Source organism: Sphingobacterium cavernae (assembly GCF_008520265.1).
Classification (GTDB): Bacteria; Bacteroidota; Bacteroidia; order Sphingobacteriales; family Sphingobacteriaceae; genus Sphingobacterium; species Sphingobacterium cavernae.
This window is the reverse complement of record NZ_VIQM01000040.1, coordinates 90,196-113,548: the sequence shown is the minus strand read 5'-3', so window position 1 is coordinate 113,548 and position 23,353 is coordinate 90,196. Positions and strand designations below refer to the sequence as shown.

General features: G+C 37.5%; 13 protein-coding genes. All 13 read right to left on the bottom strand.

The genetic code is table 11. The features are described 5' to 3' along the window. Window positions 1-3: 3 nt before the first annotated feature. The 13 genes from rhaM to FLS47_RS07950 all read right to left on the bottom strand — a co-directional run bounded on the left by rhaM (window position 4) and on the right by FLS47_RS07950 (window position 23,349). Window positions 4-312, bottom strand: a complete 309-nt coding sequence (gene rhaM, locus FLS47_RS08010; RefSeq protein WP_149913850.1) for an L-rhamnose mutarotase — start codon at window positions 310-312, stop codon at window positions 4-6. A gap of 5 nt (window positions 313-317) precedes the next feature. Continuing rightward, window positions 318-3,278 carry a glycoside hydrolase family 2 protein gene (locus FLS47_RS08005; RefSeq protein ID WP_223225186.1) on the bottom strand — a complete coding sequence of 987 codons (2,961 nt, stop codon included), beginning with the start codon at window positions 3,276-3,278 and terminating at the stop codon, window positions 318-320. 4 nt (window positions 3,279-3,282) lie between these two features. After that, window positions 3,283-4,449 (bottom strand): glycoside hydrolase family 88/105 protein, encoded by a 1,167-nt coding sequence (locus FLS47_RS08000; RefSeq protein ID WP_149913849.1) that lies wholly within the window; start codon window positions 4,447-4,449, stop codon window positions 3,283-3,285. 151 nt (window positions 4,450-4,600) lie between these two features. Next, window positions 4,601-5,389, bottom strand: coding sequence for a rhamnogalacturonan acetylesterase (locus tag FLS47_RS18490; protein ID WP_149913848.1), 789 nt, complete (start codon window positions 5,387-5,389; stop codon window positions 4,601-4,603). Between the two features lie 6 nt (window positions 5,390-5,395). Beyond that, window positions 5,396-6,163 (bottom strand): rhamnogalacturonan acetylesterase, encoded by a 768-nt coding sequence (locus FLS47_RS18485; RefSeq protein ID WP_149913847.1) that lies wholly within the window; start codon window positions 6,161-6,163, stop codon window positions 5,396-5,398. 13 nt (window positions 6,164-6,176) lie between these two features. After that, window positions 6,177-8,009, bottom strand: coding sequence for a rhamnogalacturonan lyase (locus FLS47_RS07985; RefSeq protein WP_149913846.1), 1,833 nt, complete (start codon window positions 8,007-8,009; stop codon window positions 6,177-6,179). 39 nt (window positions 8,010-8,048) lie between these two features. Then, on the bottom strand, window positions 8,049-9,380 hold the full coding sequence (locus FLS47_RS07980) for a rhamnogalacturonidase (RefSeq protein ID WP_149913845.1): 1,332 nt from the start codon (window positions 9,378-9,380) through the stop codon (window positions 8,049-8,051). Between the two features lie 196 nt (window positions 9,381-9,576). Then, window positions 9,577-12,441 carry a glycoside hydrolase family 2 protein gene (locus tag FLS47_RS07975; RefSeq protein ID WP_149913844.1) on the bottom strand — a complete coding sequence of 955 codons (2,865 nt, stop codon included), beginning with the start codon at window positions 12,439-12,441 and terminating at the stop codon, window positions 9,577-9,579. 141 nt (window positions 12,442-12,582) lie between these two features. Continuing rightward, the gene (locus tag FLS47_RS07970) at window positions 12,583-14,937 is read right to left on the bottom strand and encodes a glycosyl hydrolase 115 family protein (RefSeq protein WP_149913843.1); all 2,355 of its coding nucleotides are present in this window, start codon (window positions 14,935-14,937) and stop codon (window positions 12,583-12,585) included. Window positions 14,938-15,029: 92 nt separating this feature from the next. Next, on the bottom strand, window positions 15,030-16,868 hold the full coding sequence (locus tag FLS47_RS07965; RefSeq protein WP_188347387.1) for a RagB/SusD family nutrient uptake outer membrane protein: 1,839 nt from the start codon (window positions 16,866-16,868) through the stop codon (window positions 15,030-15,032). A 10-nt stretch (window positions 16,869-16,878) separates the two neighbouring features. Then, entirely contained in the window at window positions 16,879-20,055 is a 3,177-nt protein-coding gene (locus tag FLS47_RS07960) for a SusC/RagA family TonB-linked outer membrane protein (protein ID WP_149913841.1), read from the bottom strand. Window positions 20,056-20,064: 9 nt separating this feature from the next. Further along, the gene (locus FLS47_RS07955; RefSeq protein ID WP_149913840.1) at window positions 20,065-21,525 is read right to left on the bottom strand and encodes a fasciclin domain-containing protein; all 1,461 of its coding nucleotides are present in this window, start codon (window positions 21,523-21,525) and stop codon (window positions 20,065-20,067) included. Between the two features lie 15 nt (window positions 21,526-21,540). Continuing rightward, window positions 21,541-23,349, bottom strand: coding sequence for a fasciclin domain-containing protein (locus FLS47_RS07950; RefSeq protein ID WP_149913839.1), 1,809 nt, complete (start codon window positions 23,347-23,349; stop codon window positions 21,541-21,543). Between the last annotated feature and the right edge of the window lie 4 nt (window positions 23,350-23,353).

The window sequence follows — 23,353 nt, the reverse complement described above, 5'->3', positions numbered from 1 at the left end:
AATTTAGTCTAAATGAAATACAGTATTCAATGGAATTGATACAGGCGATAGGTCTTCATTGGTTTCCATGATATCCGACATATGTTTCCACCATTTTTGTACTATTAAATGATTCCCTAACTCCTGGGAAGAATTTCCCGAAAGCTGTTGTACTGCAAATAATATGTTAGTTTCTTCATCCAAAAATATTGTGTAATCCGAAATACCGCTTTCTTTAAGCAATGTGACCAATTCCGGCCATATTTCAGCGTGACGTTTTTTATATATATCCTGCATTCCAGGCTTCAATTTCATCTTAAAAGCTACTTTCATCGCTATTACATTTTTTTGTGAATATCAATCTCTATAATAGATAATGTGCCTTTAGCATTCGCATCATTGCGCGCGACCCCATCATCCAGTTTTTTCCCTCCAATTTCGGCGTGTTTATTTTCCTGTGCGGTGTACGAAGCCCCCTTCAACTTTACTGTTACCTTTTTGCCTTTTGTTCTTGGTAGTTGGATGGTATAATAACCCAATGTTGGTTTGGTAACAATATCTGCAATCAATTTATCATCCACATAAATTTCAAGTGGGTATGCTCTAGATCTAAAATTGTTCAACTTCACATCTATCTCATCGATAAAATCGGATTTGGCTAATGTGTACTCTACCCATGCGGTTTGCATTTTGCCATCGTTTACCCAATCCGATAATTCATTATCATCAAATGAAGAATTAACTTTATCTTGGTTGGTAGCTGCTTTGGCAGATTTTATTGGCAAGGTAATTCGCTTAATTTTCAAAGCTGGCTCCGACAATCCCGCTCCTCTGTCTAAATTAGAAGGGAGATTTTTGGAAGATAATTTCTCAAATAAACCATCCTTCACAAGGATCGGCTGTACTCCCCATGAAATATTATCCGAAAGCAGACCATTTGAATGTGCCGACAATTTCACTTCGCCGATTTGGTTATACAGTGTTCGCAACAATACTCTATTCACACCAGCCTCGACAGGCAATGATTCAGCTAGTATAAAGTTATTTGATCCCTGAGCAATTCCGCCACGCCATTCCATAGGTCCATCAAATTTAAAGTCAATCATATTTGTCGCTGTTGGGCAACGATTTCCATCCTTATCGACAACTTCGACTTCTACTAACACCATATCGTTGCCATCGGCAAAAAGACCATTTTTACCATGCTGATAATTCAACTTCAGGCGATAAGGTTCTCCAGCGGTTCGGATTGTTTTTTCATTTAATTTATTTCCATTCGCATCGTAAGAGATAGCTTTAAGGACACCCTTCTGATATTTCACATTCGAAAAAGTAAACAAAAACTCTTGAGATCGATGCCCCTCTCCAACCTTTTTATCGTTAATAAATAAATCTACTTTTTCTGCAGCTGATACCACAAAAACATCTTTGGTCGTGCCCTCAGCATAGTTCCAATGTCCAACAATATGTAATCCCTTTGGATCTGGTTCTACCCAACCATTCCACATCACTTGATGTGCGTAGAAAGCATCTTTAGGAATGCGCATCGCATCTACTTCGCCACTTCGACGGTAATTTTCTTTGCCTCTAAAGTGTGTATTTGAATCACTAAAAATAATATTTAAGCCACCCGAACTAACACGATTTCCTGTTCCAGGTCTTACTTTATAATATTCGTACCATCGATTAACAGCCTCAGCGGCAAAAGAATCTTGATTTCTGTTGTAATCACTTGCATTATTCCCTTTGTAAAGTGGACCTTCACCATTCTTGTGGTATGGATAGGTATATTCATCCCAATATTTGCGCAAAGCCTCGTCGCGCATATATTCTGTTGCAATCATGGGATGACGTGCACTTTTATTGATGTAAAGCATTTCGCCTCCATACTCCGCGATCTTGCTGTCCAGCATTTCACGGGAGCCAATAGCTTTTCCTCCATGTGGATCGTATTTATCGCGGATTTGTTTCATCTCAGCCATATGTTCTTCCGAGATAGATTCATTTCCACATTCATACATCAGCACACTGGGACTATTACGGTAATAAATTATAGCGTCACGCATGAGTTCTGTCCGATGCTCCCAACGACGTCCAGTTACATCTCTTTCTGCATCACCAGCTGGCAACATTTGCATTAATCCGACGCGATCGCAAGACTCCACATCTTGTTTCCAAGCAGTAACATGCATCCACCGAACTAGATTAGCGTTGCTTTCCACCATTAGTTTATTGCTAAAGTCGCTCAACCAAGGTGCGACCGATAAGCCCACAGCAGGCCACTCATTACTTGTACGCTGCGCATAACCTTTCATCATCAATACTTGATCATTCAAAAAGACCATACCATTACGAAATTCGGTTTTCCGAAAACCAGTTTTTGTTTCAACAAGATCAATTGCTTGAGTTGAGTTTGTGAGTTTTGTTGTAATTGTATACAAGTAACCGTATCCCCAATTCCAAAAGTTTACGTTTTGTAATGCTGATTTTGCAAGTAGGGTTTTTGTTTCTCCTACATTGATTTTGTAGGGTTGTGAAAATTCTTTCACCACCTTGCCTGTTGCATCACGAACTTCTACAATGAAATCACCTGATTCATTTTGAGAACTTTCATTCATTATTTCAGATTCCACAAAAAGATCCAACGTACGCTTTTTGATATCTATATTTTTTGCATAGGTATATACGCCAGTAGTTCCCAAGTTCGAGTACAATGGCAAAGTTTGATAGACGCTAGGTTTGAAATGTATCCAAACATTTTTAGGAAGTCCGCCATAATTTGCATTGAAATTTTTGTCGTTCCATTGGTAAGTACTGTTGGTCGCTTTTTCACGGTAAGACCAACTATTATCCGTACGAACTGCAATACTATTTTTTGCATTACGCTTTAGCACTTTGGAAATATCCAATCCAAATGCCATTACTCCGTTTTCGTGAATTCCGACGAATTCACCATTTACAAATATTTCAGCACCATGACGCGCTCCTTCAAATTCCAAAAAAACTTTGTCCAAAGGTACATCAGCTGGTAAATAAAGATTTTTTCTATACCAAACTATATTCGTGGAATGTTCGTGTATTGCTTTGGCAAAAGCTTCATTTTCGTTCCACGCATGTGGTAATGTGACTTGCTTCAACGTGGAATCATTAAAATTTTCTTTGTGTGCGTCTTTACTATCGCCAATATGTATACGCCATTCTGCATTAAGGCTAAGAACTTGCGAAATCTGAGCTTTAACGATATGACTTTGGAAGCCAATTATTAATAACAATAGTATAGTGACTGATTTATTCATCATTAAACTATTTCTTATCTAATAATTTGTATACTTCTACACCTGCTAATAAGAAACACCCTAATCCATAGTCTTCGAAATCTGGAACAGAAGAAAAACTAACGGGCTGCCCATCTTTAGGCTCTTTGCCCGTGCCTTGCAGATAACCCAAAAATCCTGAAGGATGAATTGCTTCTTTTACCATTGCATTCCACGCCAACTCCATCTTAGGTCTATATATTTTCTCGTCTAATAATCCATTCTTAATTCCCCATGCCATACCATAAACAAATAATGCTGTACCTGAAGTCTCTCTTCCTCCATAATTTGTAGGATCGTGCAGGCTCACATTCCAGAAACCATCCTCACGCTGACAAACCAACAAACCTTCCATCAATTCTTTGTAATCTTGTAAATATTCAGCGCGGTGCTTCTCATTCTCAGGAATCAAATCCAATACACGCACCAATGCTGCTACGACCCAACCATTTCCTCTAGACCAGTAGCAATCTTCACCATTTGGCTCTTTATAAGGCGGCACAAAATCTTTATCTCTCCACCACAATTTGTCTGCTTTATTGTACAATCCTCCACCTTCTTCATTCTTAGAATATGCATACATTTTGTACATATAATCAAAGTACTTGTCATCCTTATACATGACGCCTAACTTCGCAAACACAGGCATTGCCATCTGAATGGCATCAATCCAAGTCCAATCGTCGTACTTACCCGATGCGATGACATAATCAATATTTGTTTTAATATCTCTGATACGCTCAGGCTGTGGATCGATTTCATACAAATCCAAATAGGTTTGACCACAAGTTTGATCATCGGCATTTCTAGTTTTGGTGCCATTACGCAATCCCCATTTGTGATTTTCGCCCCAATCTACCGCATAATCATAATAGCGTTTGTCTTTATCAATCGTGTACAAAGCCATCAACCCTTCATAATACACGCCTCTGGTCCAGATATTACTCGGACGCCATCGCGTCGTGTAAAGCGGCTTGCCCGTATCGGGCCACTTATTCATAAAATAATTATTGGTTGATTGCAATACAGCTAATACTTCAGCTTTATCAATTGCTGGTTGAGTGACGGTAGTGATCTTACTTTTAGATGCGCATGCTGATATATAAATCAAGCTGCACAACAAGAAGGCATAAACGGCTATTTTATTTCTTTTCATATTAAATGAGCGGTGGTAAACGTCAAAAAATCTCCTTGCAAACGGTTTTTGTTTACAAGTGTATTGGTAATTGTAATTACGAGTATAAGGTAAATTAGCTTTTACAGCAACCTGTAGTGTCCTGCGAAAAGTCTTTTTTCTATGTTTTAAGCTATTTCAACATCTTCTTTAAGCCGATATTAGCATTTGTTTTTAAGTAATTAGCCACAAGTTTTGCATTCAATTCTGCGCCTGCTTTTATGGTATGTGTAGCATCTTTCTCTCCAAAATAGGTGGACTTCACAACATCTTGTCCTTCCTTTTCGTACACATCTATTATTAAATCTTGAAGGGGGATAAAATGAGCTCCACTTTGCATAGCAGCTTCTTTTGCCCAATCTGCATAATTTGATTTACGCACCTTATTATTATCCCATGAATTTCTTGGTATTGGCGAACAAATAATTGCGGTCGCACCTTTGTCCTGAATGTTTTTTACAAATCGACGAAGATAAAAGCCATAAGTATAGACCATTTCAGTTTGTTTCAAGAGTGGGTTAATCACTTCCTCGTAATTATCGGAATTGCCTTTCAACGTACCTCGTGCACGCAACGTGTCTACCACAGGGCTGGAATCGTTATGACCAAATTGCATGATGACATAATCACCTGGTTTAATATTATCTAGTACTTGTTGCCACAATTTTGGATTATTGTAATAGGTACGCGTACTCGTCCCTCCTAAAGCTTGATTTCTGATTTCAATCTGATTTTCATCAAAATAATTTGCAATAAAGCTTCCCCAGCCCCATTGCCCGTTGGACCCATCGCCTCTTCCATTTTTGACGGTACTATCACCTATTACGAACAGTCGGGGTTTAGTATTATCCTTTTGTAAAAATGAGTTTAGCATCAACAGTGATACGACACTTAAACAGATTAATAGTATATTTCTTTGCATAATTTGTTATTTTAAAAACTTTGAAATTTGATGTTTCAATGAAGTAAGCCCTTCCACGACAGAAGCGGCATTCTCCATTGCACCATCATAATTGGTGTGCGTATGATCACCTGGGAAATATTTGGATTTCACCAATTCAGCTCCTAGCTTGTCGTATTTTTGGGCTGTAATCTCATTGAGGTCAATGAAAGGTATTTTCTCTTCCGCAGCAATCTGTTTGGCCCATAGACCAAAATCTTGCTTTGCTCGCTTTACTCTTCCTTCTGAATCCCATTGATTACGTGGAATCATAGATAGTAAAATAGGTTTTACACCTTTTTTCTTTGCTTGTTTCACAAAGCGTCTCAAATTCTCACCATACGTACGTACTACTTCAAATTGGTTGTTTCCCCAGTCCAGCACAACAGAATCTTGTCCTATTCCACGAAGCACACCTCTATAGCCTTGGCGCGAAGTATCAGGTTTGCTGCCTTCATTATGTCCAAATTGGATTAATAAATAATCTCCTTTTTTCATCAAAGAATCAACTTTCGCCCAACGCCCCTCCTTCACAAAAGTTCGTGTACTTCTTCCCGCCATAGCATGGTTTGCAACTTGAATTTTTGTGGTATCCAAAAAATCTCCCAGCAACGTGCCCCAGCCCCAAAATTCTTTATTGCTATTTCGCACTGTAGAGTCTCCAATAATATAAATTGTGGGTTTTGAAGATTGCCACATAAAGGACATAAGGACAACTCCTAAAATCAACAATGCTATTGTCTTACTAATTTTCATTCTTCCTTGAAGATTACTTTTTATTATATTTTCTTACTACAATTTGGGGTTTGGTTGGCTTATCCATTCCTGTACCCAAATAATAACCTGTATGTGGCGGCTGATTGTATCCTACATTCTGCCAAGCAATGCTTAATCTATATTGCGGATCATGCATTAAGGTGTATACTCTGTGCGATGTGGGAATCGTAGTCGTGTAGATGCGCAATGATTGATTGTCGGCTGAACGCAAAATAAGTTCTTCACGCCAATCACCAATTATATCTGCTGACAAATTTGGGGTGCTCTTACTTCCGTTGATGGATATTGCACCTTCTGCAGTGAATATTCTTCCGTTATTGTATTTTTCGATATAATTTCCGTTTAATAATTCTCTGCTCAAGTCATTATCCCACCAAATCAGAAAATTAATTGATCTAGGTGCTCGACCGACAGATTCTCCTTTCATCGTATACGCATTGTAAGATCCTGACCACCACATGTAGGCTCCTTTGTAATTGGGGTCAACATTTGCAGCTACCCCACGTCCTACATCCTGATCTATAGCTCCTTTGTATAAGATTTCACCAGTTTTCGCATCCAAAAGTGAAACCCCAACTCCTTTGCGTCCGCCTTTTAACTCGTGCACACCAAATATCTCTAAACCAGCACGATCAGGATCCAAATCCGAGACATGCAAGGCATCACCATGTCCTAAACGCGTGCTATACAATCCTGTGCCGTTATCATCTATGACCATAGAACCAAAAATTATTTCATCCTTGCCATCTTGATCCACATCAGCTACAGAGAGACTATGGTACCCTTGACCTGAATAAGGGTTATTCCGACCTTCTGTATCAAAAACCCACCTTTTAACCAATTTTTTATCTTTATAATCCCAAGCAACCAAAGCTGTACGTTCGTAATACCCTCTGCTCATAATAACAGATGGATTTACGCCATCCAAATAAGCAACACAGGCCAAATACCGATCAGCACGATTGGCATTTCGGTCACCCCAAGAAATTAAATCTCCCCTTTCGGGTAAATAATCTACAGTATGCACTGCTGCACCTGTTAATCCATCAAAAACAGTAAGATATTCGGGACCTTCTAATATTCTTCCGTAAAAACGAGATGTTCGTACTGTATCACGCCAATCCGCTTGTGCATTGCCAATGTATTTTCCTAAGCCATCCTTTGTTCCATCGGCAGTTTTGCAGACCAATTCTGCACGCCCATCGCTGTCCAGATCGTACAGCATAAACTGCGTGTAATGCGCTCCTTCTCTAATATTTTTACCTAAATTTATTTCCCACAAGAAGGTACCATCGAGTTTGTAAGCCTGAAAAATAGGTTCGGATGTAATACCATTATGCGCGTTATCTCGAGCAATTCCGACTTGATGTACAACCAATTCGTATACACCATCTCCATCCAAATCGCCCACAGAAACATCGCCTGGCGTATACCCATTAGGTGTCTGTAGTGGGATATTCAGAAAAGGTTCATTTGAATGATTCTTCGAAAATGTAAACTTAGCTACCTCAGACTCCTTCTTACCGTCAATAAGTGTCAACGCATAAGTCACATCTCTATCGGACTGCAAACCTTTATCTTCATAATTCGTTCCCGCTATAAGTGGTGCTATATTTAGCTTAGTTTTCTTTTCTTTACCATATTGTCGATAAAGATTAAAAGCTGTAGCATATTCATCGGTACCGAGCAAACGCCAGCTCAAAAAAACAGAAGTCGGACTTGTCTTAATGCCTACCAAACCTCTATCCAAATATTCCATCTTTCGCTGTGCGAAATTCTGGCCTACTGTTAATAATAACACGAATAAGATGGTCATGCTGCGCATAAATCCCCTTTTCAATAATCTATGAGACAACATCTGTTATTATTCTTTCACCACCTTTTTGCCGTCAACCACAACATTCTCCAGCGTAAAATTCTTAATATAACTTTGTTTAATATCGCCTGAACGTGAGGCACGTACATTCATATTGATAAATGAGAAATCAGAAATTTCGTATTGAGGTGAATTGATGACATCAAATAAAATATCACAGTCCAAATCAATATTTTTGAACACAATATTTTTAGCATATGACATCTTAATATCTTTCTCCCCTTTTAAATCAAAGAATTGAGTCCATGGTTTAATGAAAAGTACACTTTTCGCATTGCCTTTTATGTTTTCAAGAGTAATGAATTTATATTCTTGAGGGGTATCTGGACGCATCTTCAATTGCAATACTTTTTGTGCTTGATCAACCGTATTATTTCTAAAAATAACGTTGTAGCTTAAGATCGATTCGCTGCCACAAGTCAATGCACTGTGACAAAATCCAAAAGAACAGTCTTCAATAATTATATTAGAATTAGGACCATTATTCGGGTCAATGTCTGCTTTTGGTCCTTTACCACCCTTTAGAGCAATAGCGTCATCATTAACTGACATATAGCAGTTCTTTATCAGTACATTTTTACACACATCCAAATCAACCGCATCCGAGCTCGGCGCTTTGACAGGCTCTTTCGGTGCTGTGATATGAAGATTCAAAAGTTTTAGATTTTCTACTTTATAAAAATGTGTTGTCCAGAATGGTGAGTTACGCAATTTGATACCCGAAATTTGCACATCTTTGCTGTTAGATACATACAACAAACGTGGTCGCATTTCATCCATATTGGTACAATTCGGATTAAACGCTCTACGCAACCAAAATGCTTTCCAATAACGCAAGCCGTTACCATCCAACATGCCTTTTCCTGACACCGTAAAACCATTGACCGCATCCGCATTGACAAGAGCCGAAAAATACTTCAAGGTCTGTCCTTCCATACGCGTAGTCACTAATTCAAAATGAGATATATCATCACTTCCCTTCAAAACACCACCTTCTTCCAAATGCAGGTGCGTATTGGGTTTGAAAAATAATGATCCGCTCAAATAAACACCTTTGGGAACAACAATAACGCCGCCACCTGCTTGGTGCGCTTTATCAATGATCTCTTGAATTTTTTTAGTCTGAAGAATTGTACTATCCTGTAGTACTCCGAAGTCTGTAATTTTATATTTTTTACCTAACTTATTTACGTCAACTAAAGTAGCGTCCGAAAACCACGCGCTAATAGCTTCTCCATTGGGAAACTTTTGTTGCGCATGAGCTGAAAAAGCACCAACACATAGGAAAGCAACAAGAATGTAAACTATACTATTTTTCATTGATTATAGTATCTAAGGTTTATAATAAGGCGAATAAAATGGCCTTTGATAGATGACTAAAACTATCAACAATATGTCGATTATCCAACCTGTAGCGTCCTGTTTTAGGGTCATTATATCTAATTCGTTACAAAAAAAAGCAAACCACTAAGGGTTTGCTCTTCACCATACAATTATTTAATAAACTATAAACCTGCTAATCTGTAAGGACGTTCACTTTCGGCATCTCGAATTGTGTATTATCCTTCGAACCTTTTGGCGTCCCAAAATAGAAATACAATGTCCTATTGACTTGATCACGCATTTTGTTTAATTCTCCTTCTGGACCATTTACGCCTGCATTGTTGTTAATTCCCAACGCTAATTTTGACCCTATTGCCGGAATTGCATCGAGGAAACTTACATTTCCTGTAGGTAATTGCGGATAGCTTTGTGGACCAGACATTCCATAAAAATCAAACAACCTAACAAACAAATCGTCTTGATCTGTAGCAACCAAAAATTTACCTTGTACACTATTAAACTGTATCCAATTGATATTTGAAAAATAACCTTTGAACTCCGGAAAATTCCAAGGACCGATTCCTGGATGTGAATCATTGTACATTTTTTCCCAGGTATTGCGTGTCACGCCGTGCATTCTGTTTTTCCAGACACGGTAAGGACCATTTCCTAACCATTTTGCAGATAACATATAACTTTCAGGAAAATCAAAACTTACCCCAGCAAACGGAACATCAGCATTTATGTGATAGGCATAATCCAATTTTAACCAACCGTCTGGACGCATGGTCCAACGTATATATTTCAAATCTCCGCTGTATGTCGCTTCTACAATTTTATTTTCGCCTTCTTCACTTGTACGTACACTAACAAAATTTGACTTGCCATTTACTAAAACTGGTCCATTTCGGAAAGCCATTTTCATGCTGTAATCATTCGCCAAATCAACGAGCAATCCTGTCTTCTTAGAAATAAAAGCCGTGATACCATTTGCTTTTAGGCTGAAATTCACAGAATCTTCTACTAGTTCAACTGTTGTTTTGGTATCAATTGGAAGAATCGTAGCTGTCAACGCCTTACTAACCTTCACCTGCCAAGACCAAGTGTAAATTTCATTGCCATCAGGACCAACCGCCGTCAATAATAATGCATCGTAGTTTTTCCAATTAGCAGCCAAATTCATTTTTACATAACCACTATCTGTAGGATTAATAGTAGGACTCGTAATGGTATGTAGAACTTCTTCCGCAATTCCAGATTCATTGTCATAAGGTTTGCGATAATTTACTAGGCGATACTCAAATTTACACGCGTTCAAATTGATGAAATGAAATCTATTTTCAACCTTGATATTTCCATCAAAATTTGCAGGAAGCTTTTTCATTTTAATGTGAACTGGGGAATAAATCTCGCGAATGGCATAAAAACTTCCCTCTTTTTGACGATGTGGTCCCAATATTCCATCTGGTGCATTGACACCATTCACATCCAACTGGTTGTTGAAATCTGTGCGCACAAGCCCTTCGTCTGCCAAATTCCAAATAAAACCACCGGCGCCTAATTTAGATTTCCAATGTAATTCCCAAATATCAGCTAAACCTGCAGCCGCGCCACCATCATCTTGCGCATGCAAAAATTCCGTAGGCATATAAATATTTGGACCTTCCAATATCTTTTTCGTAGAATAAAAATCCTCGTAATGATTACAATCAATACCGTTAATCTCGTTTCCTGGACGGTGATGAGCATGAATTACCGTTCTATTGGAAAGATCATATTTTTTATATTCATCCACTAATTCTTTATTATGACCACCTTCATTTCCATTCGCCCAAAAAATAATGCTCGGATGATTTACATCGCGTATTACCAGCTCCTTTACTAACTTACGACCTACTTCGGTACCGTAAGCTTTTTGCCATCCTGCTAATTCATCCAGCACATACAAGCCCAAGGAATCACAAATCTCTAAGAATGATTTATCGGGAGGATAATGCGCACAACGTACCGCATTCATATTCATTTCTTTGATTAATTTGACATCCATCAAATCTATGTTCCGATTAACAGAACGTCCTGTCTCTGGCCACCACACATGACGATTTACGCCCTTTAGCTTTATTTTTGTGCCATTCACATATATCCCATCGCCTTGACGCACTTCAAATGTTCGGAAACCGAATTTTTCAGTTTGCGTATAGACTGTCTTATTATTTTGAATTAAAGTATATGTAGCAACATAAAGATTTGGTGTCTCGGCAGTCCATAGTTTTGGATTAGAAACTTTAAATTCAGTTGAAATAACAGAATCTTTCGGTTTTACATCCGTCGTTTTCGTAGCTACAATTTTCCCTGCTTTATCTTTAATATCTATTTTGACTTTAGATTTTGTTTGAACGCCATCTAAGTAGACATTGCTTTTGAATGTACCATCAGCCTTTGCATCAATAGCTGTCCATGAAATATTTTGCTGTGGAACAGCCTGTAAATAGACTGGACGATAGATACCACCGAAAATCCAATAATCTGCCAATCGTTCTGCATTGTTTACGGTTCTTTCTTTTGACATCTTCCGAACAACAACTTCCAAATTATTTTTCCCGCCAACTTTTAGCTTATCCGTAATGTCATATTCGAAGCGATAGAATGATCCCTGGTGCACATCTCCAGCTAATTGACCATTTATTTTCACCTCTGTATCGGTCATTGATCCCTCGAAAACAATACTTACTTTTTTACCTTTCCAATTGGATGGTATAGTAAAAGTATGTCTGTAAACGCCATATTCTTCATTGAATTGAAAATTTTTGCCATAGGTTACGTAATCGCGTCCATAGTTATAACTTCCAAAACCTTGTTGTTCCCAGTGACTAGGAACAGCAATTTTTGACCATTTGCCTGCTTTGCGACCACCCGAAACCCAAAAATCCCATTCTACAGTATTTACATTGTCTTTACCTGACAGAAACTGTTTTTCCTTAGTTGACTGCGCAATGCTTAGTATTGCATTGAAAACAAACAATATTGTAAGAAGATAAAACTTGAAATATCGTGGCATAGGTAAATATGAAATTTATAACTGATTATTGATCTAAAATAGAAAACATAAACCACCTCACTGTCCTGCACTATCCTATTACTGCTTCATATTCTGATTAGCCCATTAAGCAGTAAACAACACAGTAGCTATTGTGAAAAATCAGTAAATAAGGATCTGATCCAATACAATTCCTTCATCAAGAGCACGGATATTAATCTGGAGTTTATCTGATCCCGAATTAAAATATTTAATACCTCTAATAGTTCGATTGGTCAACACATTTTCTTTCCATTCTTCCGATCTTCCCACTGTTTGAATCTCGTATATCTGTTCTTCACTATCATTTATTGATACTGCAAAACGAAGTTTCTCTCCGTTCACAGGATGATTTGGAGCCAAAGCGAAATCAATATTTAAAAATTCTTTCTTACCAGTGCTTACTGTATAATTGACAGCTGTAGAGTCGTTCAAATGTATTGCTTTACTATTGTATCCTAATCCATATGATTTAGGAATTTCTCCTGTATAATAATCGTAATCTGTCCCATCTATTATGGCGATATAAACCGTTTCAGATTTCATTTCTGTTTGTGCATTTTCACGGGGAATAAGATGAAAAACCTCTAAGTTGCGCGGTTTGTAATTCATCATTCTCTTCCATTTCCCATTTGCTATTGTATCATACATCTGTGTCAAAGATTCTACTTTATCAAATGCTAAATCACTGTCTTCCCATGACCCTTTATCGTGTCTTGCTAATTGCGCGTATAAATGCTTGTGATTCATGGCTGCTGAAGCACGTACCGGATATTCCACAAGTTGAAACCAACTACTTTGTTTCTGCAGTGGGATCTTGTTCGATAATTTGGCAACTCTTCTATCCAATTGATCATAGTCTTCAATCCTATCACGAATTTCATTCTCCGACCAAGGTAAATCCTTCACTTTCTTTGTATATGAATCCTTCTCTTCGGTGCGTGTATTGCCCATGAATTCGGGTTTGCGAATATATGCCAAACGATAATATTCATTAGCTATTTCAGTCAATTCGCTTCCTAATTTTTTGCCAAATTCTCTACTATACCAGTCATTCATATATTGATCAAGGCCTTCCTTACTATCCTGAATTTTATTAATATTCCATGCCATGTCCAAGAACATTTCTATTGTAAATTCTGCAGGCTTGATATCTCCAACATTCAGAATCCAAATATTTTTAACGCCTTTATCATATGCAGTTTTCATCTGTGAATAGACGAGAGCGGGATGATTGGTGGACAACCACAAATAATCATGTGGCCTTCCCCAATACGATGCGTGGTAATACATCCCACTTCCTCCTGATCTTTTCTGTTCTTCTGCTGTCGGAAAATGGCGAATATATCCGTAATTGTCATCGCACCACACCAATGTCACATCATCAGGAACTTCTAGACCGAGTTTGTACACATCCAATACTTCTTTGTATGGGATGAAAACTTGAGATACTTGCTCTACATTTGGATTAACGAAATCGGCAATTAATTTACGCTGGTCTTTGATTATATTAGTGAGTGCTACACGTTGTTCTTCAAGTGTGTTTGCACCCAACATTTTACTATCGTGCACTCCCCGTATCCCTAACGTGTAAATATTATCCGAACCGGCTAATTGTCTAACTCTTTCTTCCCAAAATTTAACGACATGATCCCGATTATTCACATAGTCGTATGTACCATTACCAGCAATTTTCCATTCAGCATTGGTATTACGCATCATAGGTTCACAATGCGAAGTACCGATGTAAATTCCATATTTATCGGCTATTTCTTTATTTTTTGGTGTCAAATAAAAAGCAACTGTACATTCGTGCATTGCTGGCCAAAAAGTATTTGCCCGTAATCGTAATAATAATTCGAAAATTCGTTCATGTGTACGCGGACCAATTTCTCCAGTTTTACTTTCTGGATCGTGCGTAAGTGAACTCCACGGCAGCAATGCAAAATCTTCATCATTTAGAAAGATTCCACGATGTGCTACTGATGGATAATCAATATGTTTAAAGTCAGAAACAAAATTGTATTTCTTACGCTTCAATGGTGTAGAATCAGCCCACCATTCCCAAGGTGAGACACCAATCATTCGGGATAATTCCAATATGCCATACGCTGTACCGCGTTTATCACTACCGAAAACAATTAACTGATTTTTGATGACTTGAATTAAAAATCCTTCTGGTTGTTGTTCTAAAGTTTGTATGTCTGCACCACTCAAATGTTTTTGAATGGATGGTGAAATTCCAAGTGTTCCTATGAGAATTGTTCCCTGTCTACCTTCAAGAATATTTGCATCAAAAACCGCTTGATAATCATTTTTAAAAATATCTAATGCTGTACGTACAACTTGATCCGGAGTTGACATATCTAAAGCTATCTTTAGTTCCTTTCCTTGCTTAAAAAGGACTTCTGCTTGTAATTGAGAAACATTAAATAAAATAAAAGAAATTGCAATGAGTTGATACCCTATATTTTTCATCGGCATAGTATACATAATGAGGTGAAGTCTGAACGACAAAAAATCTGAACCTATTTTAAGGCTCAGATTTTTAGTAGATTTTATAAAAAGAATTATTGAATCTTGAAAGGCAAATACCAATTATTCATATCCATAAGCTTTGCTCTTACTTGGGCTGCTTTCGGATTATTCGCTTTGTTAAGCTTTTCGTATACTTTATTTGCTAAGAAAGAAGCATCGTTTCTTCGACGCGCAATTCGTACCAAATCAGACCATCTTCCGCCTTCAAAGGCCAATTCTAATGCTGCTTCTTCTATGATCTTATCTTCCAAATCTTCAATTGGAACATTGTATTCCACCATCATCGAACCATAATTATTTGCTGTACCAGGCCCGAATTTAACCCCTGGAAAATCAATAGCTGGAAGCATAGCTCTTCCTCTTACTCCCACATTACGGTACCAAACTCCTCTAACAATATATTGATTATCACGCGCATCGAAATGATAAGGCGATGATTCTGAATACATAACACGATTTGCACCGAAGCCTTTATGTGAAATTTGAGATTCTAATTCAAAAAAGCTTGCTGGAGCCAATGTTCCATTGGAGTTAAATGCACCATAATAAAACGCCGATTTAATACCGTTGTTTAATAATGCATACGCAATACGACCTTCACCATCACGGTTAGCTGCCTCAGCAAAGCGTAAATGTGCACCAGCAGCTCGCGCAATATTCCATTGACCACCTTTATTAAGAAGTGTCAATTTAGCACTTGAATTATCCGTGTACTTCGTTATGACAGGATCACCCGAATTATCTATTGTATAAGACATTTTTCCACGTGCGTCCCAAGGAATCCCGTTGATATTCGTCTTGCTATCCCATACATCCATGATATGTTGTGCGGGTCTTATTTGATATTTACCTTCTTTGGAAGCTAATTCAATAAACGGATTGCCCGGAGCAAAAGAATTATGGTAAGGTATAGCCCAATTCCATTCTGTATTCCAATGCCTATTGGTATTTGGAAGTGCAAATAAACTGCGCCAACCCTCGGTAAGTGAATTTACCAATGAGGAACCCTCTTGAGCGCGAGCAAAGGAAACTTGTATATTTGCATCTGCGCTATCATACCAGCCCACGCGGTTATGGTTGAATTGTTGACCTATATTTGAATTATTATCTTCTGCACCTAACAATTTTTTGTACCAACGAGCAGCTTCCAAATAATTTCCTTTCCACAGGTATAATTCACCTATGATATGCGGTTTGTTTGCAAATACTTTATTTGTAATGTACCCGTCTGTAGTGAATAACAGAGACGCTCCAGCAGGATATGCGAAATATTCTGTATAAGGAAGATCCTTTACGTCATTTATTAATTGATCTATAAGATCAGAAAATTTAGTCTTTTGAATAGTGTTTAAATCTTTAATCTGCGTGACGTCTTCAATATTGGTGTCGATATATGGAATTTCGCCAAAATGTATTCCTAATTGTAGATACAACCAGGTTCTTAGAACCATAATATCTGAATAACGCTGCTCAAACTCTATATTTGATAATTTGCCTTGCTGCTGCATAATTTTAAAATTATGCAACGCGTCATTACAACTAAATATAACTTTATAAAATAAGGATGGGTCCGCATAAGGGTTACCTGCAGCAACTTCGTGATTGGATAATTGCTGTAAATAAGGATTAGCATTACGTGTCACATCTACCAAATCTGCGCGAAGCTCATTCCATAAAATGTATTTGTCTCCCAGGGACGCAAACTGACCATATATCCCCAATACAGCTGCATCTGCATCCGCTAATGTATTGTACATTAACGATTGATCCAATTTGTCCTCGGGGTGCAGATCCAAGGTTTTACTACACGAAATGGCAAGTATACTGATACAAACTGTACCTATTAAAAAACTTTTCGAAAATCTTATCATATTCATAATATTATAACCCTAAACGTACTCCGAATTGGAATGATCTAAATTGAGGCTCTAGCGTAACATCAATACCTTGATGGAAAATATTTGCGGATTGAGCAAACTCAGGATCATAACCTAAATACTTCGAAAATGTGAATAGATTATTCGCTGTACCATAAATCCTTACATATTTGATTATTGCTTTATCAACAGGGAATAAATATTCCGCCGACACCTGTCTCAATCTTAGATACGATCCATCTTCAATCCAGCGATCTGAAAATCGTGCATTTCCCATTGGATCATTGTACGATGCTTTAGGTACAGTTGTCACCTGTCCTTCAGCCTTCCATCTGTTGTTTAATAATTCTGTTTGGTTGTAAAAATTACTACCTGATTCTAACTGTGATCTCGTATAGTTATAGATATCATTTCCTAACGAATGCGTAATTAAAGCTCCAAATTTCCAGTTTTTATACGTGATGGTATTATTCAAACCTCCGTATAAATTTGGTGATGGATTACCAATAATAGTTTTATCGTTATCGTCAATTATCTTATCTCCATTACGATCTGTGAATTTAGCATCACCAGCTCCGAAAAGAATTTTTTCACCCGCAGTATTAAGTACACCTAATCCAGCAGCTGCCGCTTCTGCAGCTGTACTGTAAACCCCTTCGAACGTGTAGCCGTAGAAAGCATTTGGGGATTCTCCTATTTTGGTAATCATCGTTCCGCCTGCGTATTCCGTGTACATTGTCTCTGGAATATCGTAGATAGAAGCTTTCGTATGGCTAATGGTTAGTGCTGCATCCCATTTCACTTTGGAGTCTACAATTCTTCCAAATACCGAAGCATCTACACCTTTCACATCCAAACTTCCATTATTAAACAAATAATAATTTACTCCAGAAACTACATTTCCGCGGTTATAGGCTAACATATCTTTTGTGCGATTTCTATATACATCTACAGAAACATTAAAACGCTCTTGTGCAAAAGATAAATCCAAACCAGCATTAATTTTCTCTACATTCTCCCATTGCAAATAAGGATTCGAAACACCATTGCGTACTAGACCTTGTACACCTAAGAAGTTTTGGGATACATAACTATCTCTAGCATTAAAGTTGCCAATATCATCATTACCCACTATTCCGTAGCTTACTCTTAATTTAGCAAGATCCAAAACCTGGCTATTTTTCAGGAAATTCTCATTTGAGACAATCCAAGCTGCACCTATTGCAGGAAACACAGCATATTTATGACCATTTAACTGAACACCCTGAGTCACTTTATTTCCAAATCGTGAGGAACCATCCAAGGAAAGGGAAGCATTAAAAATGTAACGATTTCTAAAAGTGAAATTCGACAAGGCATATCCCGTTTGGTTTGCCCATTTGCCAATATATCCGCCATAGCTACGCGAAGAAGCTGTTGAATTACCAATACTTACCAAATGATCCGTAGCCGAATTAAAACCTAAAGCATAATCTTGTTCTGCATCGTGTTGCTGATACCTGAATCCTCCTATTGCTTGAATCTTGAATTCAGTGTCGTATTCCTTTTTAAATTCAAGACGTATGTCATTGGAAATGCTATAATATCTCCCCACTTGCGTTCCCAATCTACTGAATACTTCCATATTATTAACCGTATCCTTAGCTACGCCCTTTTTAGGAATAAAGAAATCCTCTTGCGATTTATCATAAGTCACGGCAGTAAGATTACTCAATGTCAATTCATTATTGAAGTTATAATCAAAGTTGATGGATCCGTGAAAACGATAAGCTTTCTTATTATTAATACCATTAAATACCAATTGCATAGGATTTGAATACCCGAAATAATCTGCTTCAGCGTAATTCGGCGAAACGGTTCCATCTGCAGCCAAATCATGTGTATTCAAAAATGGTGCTTTCATCATCGACAAAAAGATAGGGTTTGTTTTAGGAGATAAGCCCTGATCTTTTAACCCTTGTTGTCCGTAGCCCACGGAAATATTAGTCCTTGCGGACAATTTCTGTGCTAAACGCATATCACCGTTAAATCGAGCTGAATACCTATTTTGGTTCGTATTATCGATAATACCTTTTTCGTTATTGTAACCTACAGACAAAGCATAGTTTGCGATGTTATCACCACCGGTTACACGCAGAAAATAATTTTGATCTAAAGAATTTTTTAAAACCTCGTTTTGCCAATTTGTCTCGTTGTGATAAACTGGATATTGTAAGAAATTGGGATTATCATTATTGAATGGCATAGCTCCGATTTCTTCTCCTGTAAACGGCGAAGTAGCTAATACATCATTCAAGTAACTTCTGTAATTGTAAGATTTCATCATCGGAATAGCTTTGGGTCTGAAATTATAACCCGTGCTAACTTGTAGATCGATCTTTGTTGCAAGTTCCTTGGCATGTGTCGTATTAATCACCACAATACCATTGGCTGCCCTAGCACCATATATAGCCGTTGATACAGCATCTTTCAATATAGTGACATCCTGAATATCGCGAATATCGATATGTTGAAGTGGATTATTCTCATGTCCTGACGTAATTGACGGCGTCAACATCTCAGCATTATATACGACACCATCTACGATATATAAAGGTTGATTTTGCGCATATAGCGAACCGATGTTACGAATAAATAGATTAGCCCCCATACTTGGAGTTCCTGATTTACGAACAACATTTACACCAGATAATTTACCTTGCAAATAACTTGTAATAGTCTCTGAATTTTGTTCCCATGCGTTGATCGTAGCTTTTTGAATGGAACCTGCCGCAAATAGGACACTATTATCTCCAAAAACTGTTTCGGTAGACTCAAAATTTGAATTGTAACCAACAGGATAGATTTTAATCTGCATAGCCTGATCAAATAATACAGGAACAGACTTCTCCACATAGCCATCCATTGAGACTTGAATAACAGCCCAACTATTATTAACATTCAATTCAAAAGCTCCGTTGGTGTCGGTCAATTTAGCCACGGCTTTACCATAGGTAATACGTGCTCCCACTACAGGTTTATTAGTTCGGCTATCTATCACTACACCTTTCACCGATTTCGTTTGTTGCACGGACACATTTGTAGCTTGTTTATTTTGACTGTACGCAGATACAGCATGCACACTCGCTAGTAGGCAAAACGTCGTAATCTTTAAATTAAAAATATTATTAAACTTTATCATGCGTATAGATTATTGAATAACAGGAACAAATCGTAAATATTCCAAAATAATAGGTCCGGTGCCGTTAGACATTACAATAAGGGGTAAGTTTCCAAAATTGTCTTGTGTTACTTCGCCCAAATACACTTCATTATGATTCAGCGGTTGCACGTCAAATTTGAAACGAGTGTCGCTATTTCCTAGGTGATTGATTACTGATTTTTTGTATAAATCAACCTCATTTGCAGAGGTAAGCGCAGGATTTAAGAAGTGTACATACTGTGAAAAAGCTGCAGTTTGCGGATCTCCAAATAATCCCATAATCGCTCTTCCATACACTTTATATTTCACCACATTCATAGCTGTAGCCCGGTATTTAACATAAAATGCTGTTACACCATGCCCATGAACTTCAATATCATTGTATAAATTCCCTAGCGTATCTCTTTTGTCTCTGAAATAAGTATTGCCACGTTTGTCGGATTGCTTATAGCCAATCGGATTGACACCCAATACTACTTTTTCTTTAATCTGATTCGCAATGTCAAAATTGATGTTCTTGATTCTGTACACCACACCATTACTTGTTTTGTGTCGTGCTATTACACTCCCAGCTGGGATTGTAAATTTTGTTCCACTGATAGTCGTTAATTCCTGCGTTAATTCATTCTCTAATAAATCGCCTTCAACAATAAAATCTCTTAACAAGAATTTTTTAGCAAAATAAGTGGTCGTACTATCTGGTCGATGGGTATTACCTTCTTCGTAATTGGTTTTAAAATAGGGATATAACTTCGTATACTCCGATTCAAATACGGCATCATCTACGACAAAGTATGTATACTTCCTATTTTCCGTTGTCATATTTCGACGTACCTCAGACACCCAAGCTGGACTTGTTTTATACAAAGTCTCCCCATTCTCTACATAAGCTGTATCAAATGATAATATAGCCTCTACTTGTTTAGTATTGCCAAATTCTTGCAATACTAAATTATATATACTGCTTAATGGTTTCAGAGGTTGACCAATAACATGATACAATCCGTTACTAGCCGTTAAATTTTTTGATGATGGTATTACACCATCGAATGATCCGCGTGTAAACTCAACAAATTTATTTCTGAAATTTTGCGCTTTAATAGTATCCGAATTATCATTAACTCCGTAAATGGAATTAATAATATGATAGCCTACAAAACTGCGTACTACAGCAGTGTCATTAAAATTATATTCATTCTTTACTGCATTAATCGCATCATTTGTCGGTATAAGTACCGTATAATTCTTAGACGCTTTCAAGTGATCAGCATAGCCAGATTTTTGCAATAGATCTGCAAAAGAACTGTAGTCTGAAGTGGTCGAAATTATTTCAAATAAATTCAACTGCGAATTATTTCCGTCACTACCAAAATGTTCTTCCCATTTGTCACTGCAACTGGCTAGACAAACACAAAGTATCGGCATTAAATATTTTAAAATTTTCTTCATGCTTACGTAAATCTATTATTGTGGTCTATAGAATAATTCTCCTGGATAGTGGTGGAATCTTGGATAAATCTGTTCTGGATCATCAGCTGGTATAAAATGAATCATATCCAACCATACTGCATTACTTTGCCATCTAGGTTCAGCTACAGCAGTAAATCTCAATGTATGTCTATCTGTCGTTTCGACATTGATAGTGCCGACTAAACGACCAATATTCAACGTACCGTCGCCATCTTTAGGTCTTAAATTTTGCGTAATACCATTAGGATTGTAATCGCCTACAGTCGCATAATAGCGTTTATAACCTTGCGCTAGTAATAAATTGTCTGCATTTGGATCATCACGTAATACTGTAGTGCTGACTCCTGATCCCCCATTCAAGGATTGATTCAGCATGACAAGATTTGGCAGCACTTGTTCATCCGCTTTGCCAGGATTGAATGTCGCTTGCAAAGTTGCAGCATTACCATTTTGCACATAACAAACCCATACTTTATATCTTCCTTTAACCAAGAATGGTGTCTTAATTTCAAAACTTTGTGCACGTGCAGCACTAGTCCAGCTTAATGTCAAGTCTAAAAAGTCACCGTTTACATATGGTCTCTTATCATTGATAGCTGAAATTCCATAACTATTAGTAGCCAATGTGCTTACATTTAGTGGTAAGAATGTAAATGAATTGGCTATAGGCTTATCATTTGCAATCAGTGATACACGTCTATTGCGGTAAGCACCGCCTAATGCCGATACCAGTTCTGGAGAAGACGCTACATCAAAATAAACAGGAACTTGTTGTCTCACCTTGATTCTAAAGGCATCCTTCGTCTCATGTAAGACACCATTAGATGCTTGGACGTCAGACCTACTACGATTTAATTCAGCACCTGGCTCTAATACTCCATTGAATATATCTTCGTTCAATAATATTTTCGAATTTTCGAATTTGGTACTTATAATTTCTTTTGGTGCTAACGTGTACAAAGACATAGACTGAATGATGTCCTCCAAAAATTTACCATCATTCATGATGTGGTATGCCATATACAGCCAAAGACTGTCTTGTGGATTTTTTGGATTATTTAGATGCGAATAGCGAGATTTGAATGCGGCGTAATCATTGATTCCTTGCGCCTTTAATAAAGAATCAGATTCAACGATGACTGTTTGAAAACGTTTCTCAACAGGTACAGTATTTCCTCTTTTAAAATACAATGTATCATAAAATCCTGTCTCTTTCAATGCTTGGGTGAAGATGGAATAACGCGTATCTTTCTCAATCATCTCCGCTAAACTTAGATCCGGTGGTGTCAATACTTTATCAATAATATGCACAAGTCCATTACCTGTCTGGATATTACTTTTGGTAACAAAAGCATGTTTATTGATACGGAATGTTTGATTCGCTACATCTGTAAATAAATATTCACCAAATAATGTAGGTGATTTTATTTTACCATCGGTAAATCTAGTGGTACCTACTGTATCTCGTACAACATGGTATTTGACAAAATCAACCAATTCTGCTTCCGTAAAATCCGAAACATTAGATTTTCCTTTGCTTTTCATCCATTCGGTCACCCCATCATTTGTAGGAGCAAACATGGTGTATGTACCATACGCACCTAAAAATCCAGCAGTCTTTGATTTATAGAGAATGTCAATTAATAAAGAAAAGTTTTCCTTATTATTCTCCAAATAGCCAGTGATATTTACCTCTTCGGAAGTACTCTGTTTGTATTCCTCTTTCATACAAGCCTGAAGAAAAAATACTGCTAATATTGTCAATACACTGTACATCCAATATTGATTTAAAACTCTTTTCATATCA

Excerpts from the sequence above, each read along its gene's own strand:
- FLS47_RS07980 (WP_149913845.1), bottom strand. The coding sequence starts at position 9,380 with ATGAAAAATAGTATAGTTTACATTCTTGTTGCTTTCCTATGTGTTGGT.
- FLS47_RS07985 (WP_149913846.1), bottom strand. The coding sequence starts at position 8,009 with ATGCGCAGCATGACCATCTTATTCGTGTTATTATTAACAGTAGGCCAG.
- FLS47_RS07975 (WP_149913844.1), bottom strand. The coding sequence starts at position 12,441 with ATGCCACGATATTTCAAGTTTTATCTTCTTACAATATTGTTTGTTTTC.
- FLS47_RS08000 (WP_149913849.1), bottom strand. The coding sequence starts at position 4,449 with ATGAAAAGAAATAAAATAGCCGTTTATGCCTTCTTGTTGTGCAGCTTG.
- FLS47_RS07965 (WP_188347387.1), bottom strand. The coding sequence starts at position 16,868 with ATGATAAGATTTTCGAAAAGTTTTTTAATAGGTACAGTTTGTATCAGT.
- FLS47_RS07950 (WP_149913839.1), bottom strand. The coding sequence starts at position 23,349 with ATGAAAAGAGTTTTAAATCAATATTGGATGTACAGTGTATTGACAATA.
- FLS47_RS07960 (WP_149913841.1), bottom strand. The coding sequence starts at position 20,055 with ATGATAAAGTTTAATAATATTTTTAATTTAAAGATTACGACGTTTTGC.
- rhaM (WP_149913850.1), bottom strand. The coding sequence starts at position 312 with ATGAAAGTAGCTTTTAAGATGAAATTGAAGCCTGGAATGCAGGATATA.
- FLS47_RS18485 (WP_149913847.1), bottom strand. The coding sequence starts at position 6,163 with ATGAAAATTAGTAAGACAATAGCATTGTTGATTTTAGGAGTTGTCCTT.
- FLS47_RS18490 (WP_149913848.1), bottom strand. The coding sequence starts at position 5,389 with ATGCAAAGAAATATACTATTAATCTGTTTAAGTGTCGTATCACTGTTG.
- FLS47_RS07955 (WP_149913840.1), bottom strand. The coding sequence starts at position 21,525 with ATGAAGAAAATTTTAAAATATTTAATGCCGATACTTTGTGTTTGTCTA.
- FLS47_RS07970 (WP_149913843.1), bottom strand. The coding sequence starts at position 14,937 with ATGAAAAATATAGGGTATCAACTCATTGCAATTTCTTTTATTTTATTT.
- FLS47_RS08005 (WP_223225186.1), bottom strand. The coding sequence starts at position 3,278 with ATGATGAATAAATCAGTCACTATACTATTGTTATTAATAATTGGCTTC.